Source organism: Ferrovum myxofaciens (genome assembly GCF_000735045.1).
GTDB lineage: Bacteria > Pseudomonadota > Gammaproteobacteria > Burkholderiales > Ferrovaceae > Ferrovum > Ferrovum myxofaciens.
In genome coordinates this window covers 1-746 of the sequence record NZ_JPOQ01000350.1, presented here as the reverse complement: position 1 = coordinate 746, position 746 = coordinate 1, and the positions used below count along the sequence as shown (strand labels likewise).

The window sequence follows — 746 nt, the reverse complement described above, 5'->3', positions numbered from 1 at the left end:
TCGCAACTCGTTATAAACAGCATCCGCCACATCCTTAAGATTCGTTGATGCGGTGTTACTGACGTTCGGGTCCGGTATGTCATTTTTCTGAAATATTGAACATCCGCTCAGTAGCAACAAGGTTCCAAAAATACCTAAACCACTCAACTTCATGCTTGTTCTCCCAAAGTATTCAATCGCCTAAACGCCCTTGAAAAATAAATTCGTCAGTAACGGCTGTTTTGTTGAAGACAGCACTGCGTTGAATTTCGGTTTATGCAATACTTCGTAACAAGAAAGTGTTACATGAAGTTGTTACTGACGGTTTGGCGGTTGGGCAAAATGCAAAAATAAGCGTCAGTAACATGGGCTAAGAGGGAAAAAGCATTGCAAACGGAAACGGAAAACCAATTTGTGCAAAAAAACCAGCCCAACGAAATGACGGGTGGAGAACACCTTCCTTCACTGGATTTGGCACAACCCGCCGTTCCTGTCATAACCCGCACAAAAAGAAAAAACGATGCGGATGACAAAATCCGTCATGGCGAGCAAAACCCTAAAATCGAAAAAAACAGACGCCACCATCGAGCAATACAAAAAACGGGTAGTCGGAATACTTCGCCAAATCGCGTCCGAATCCAATATGGAAGAAATCACTCCATCAATGATTGTCCACTGGTTGTCACGACACGCCAAATATCAGACTGACCCGGACCCTGGCTTCGGCAAAGAACATCAGTTTCTGGTGAGGGTCAGTACCACCCCAC

At 44.6% G+C, this 746-nt stretch carries 1 protein-coding gene; it reads left to right on the top strand.

Features of this window, described 5'->3' with window-relative positions:
• Nucleotides 1-499: 499 nt before the first annotated feature.
• Nucleotides 500-746, top strand: a 247-nt coding sequence (locus IV91_RS19340) for a hypothetical protein (protein ID WP_035418551.1), incomplete at its 3' end; no start/stop codon positions are given.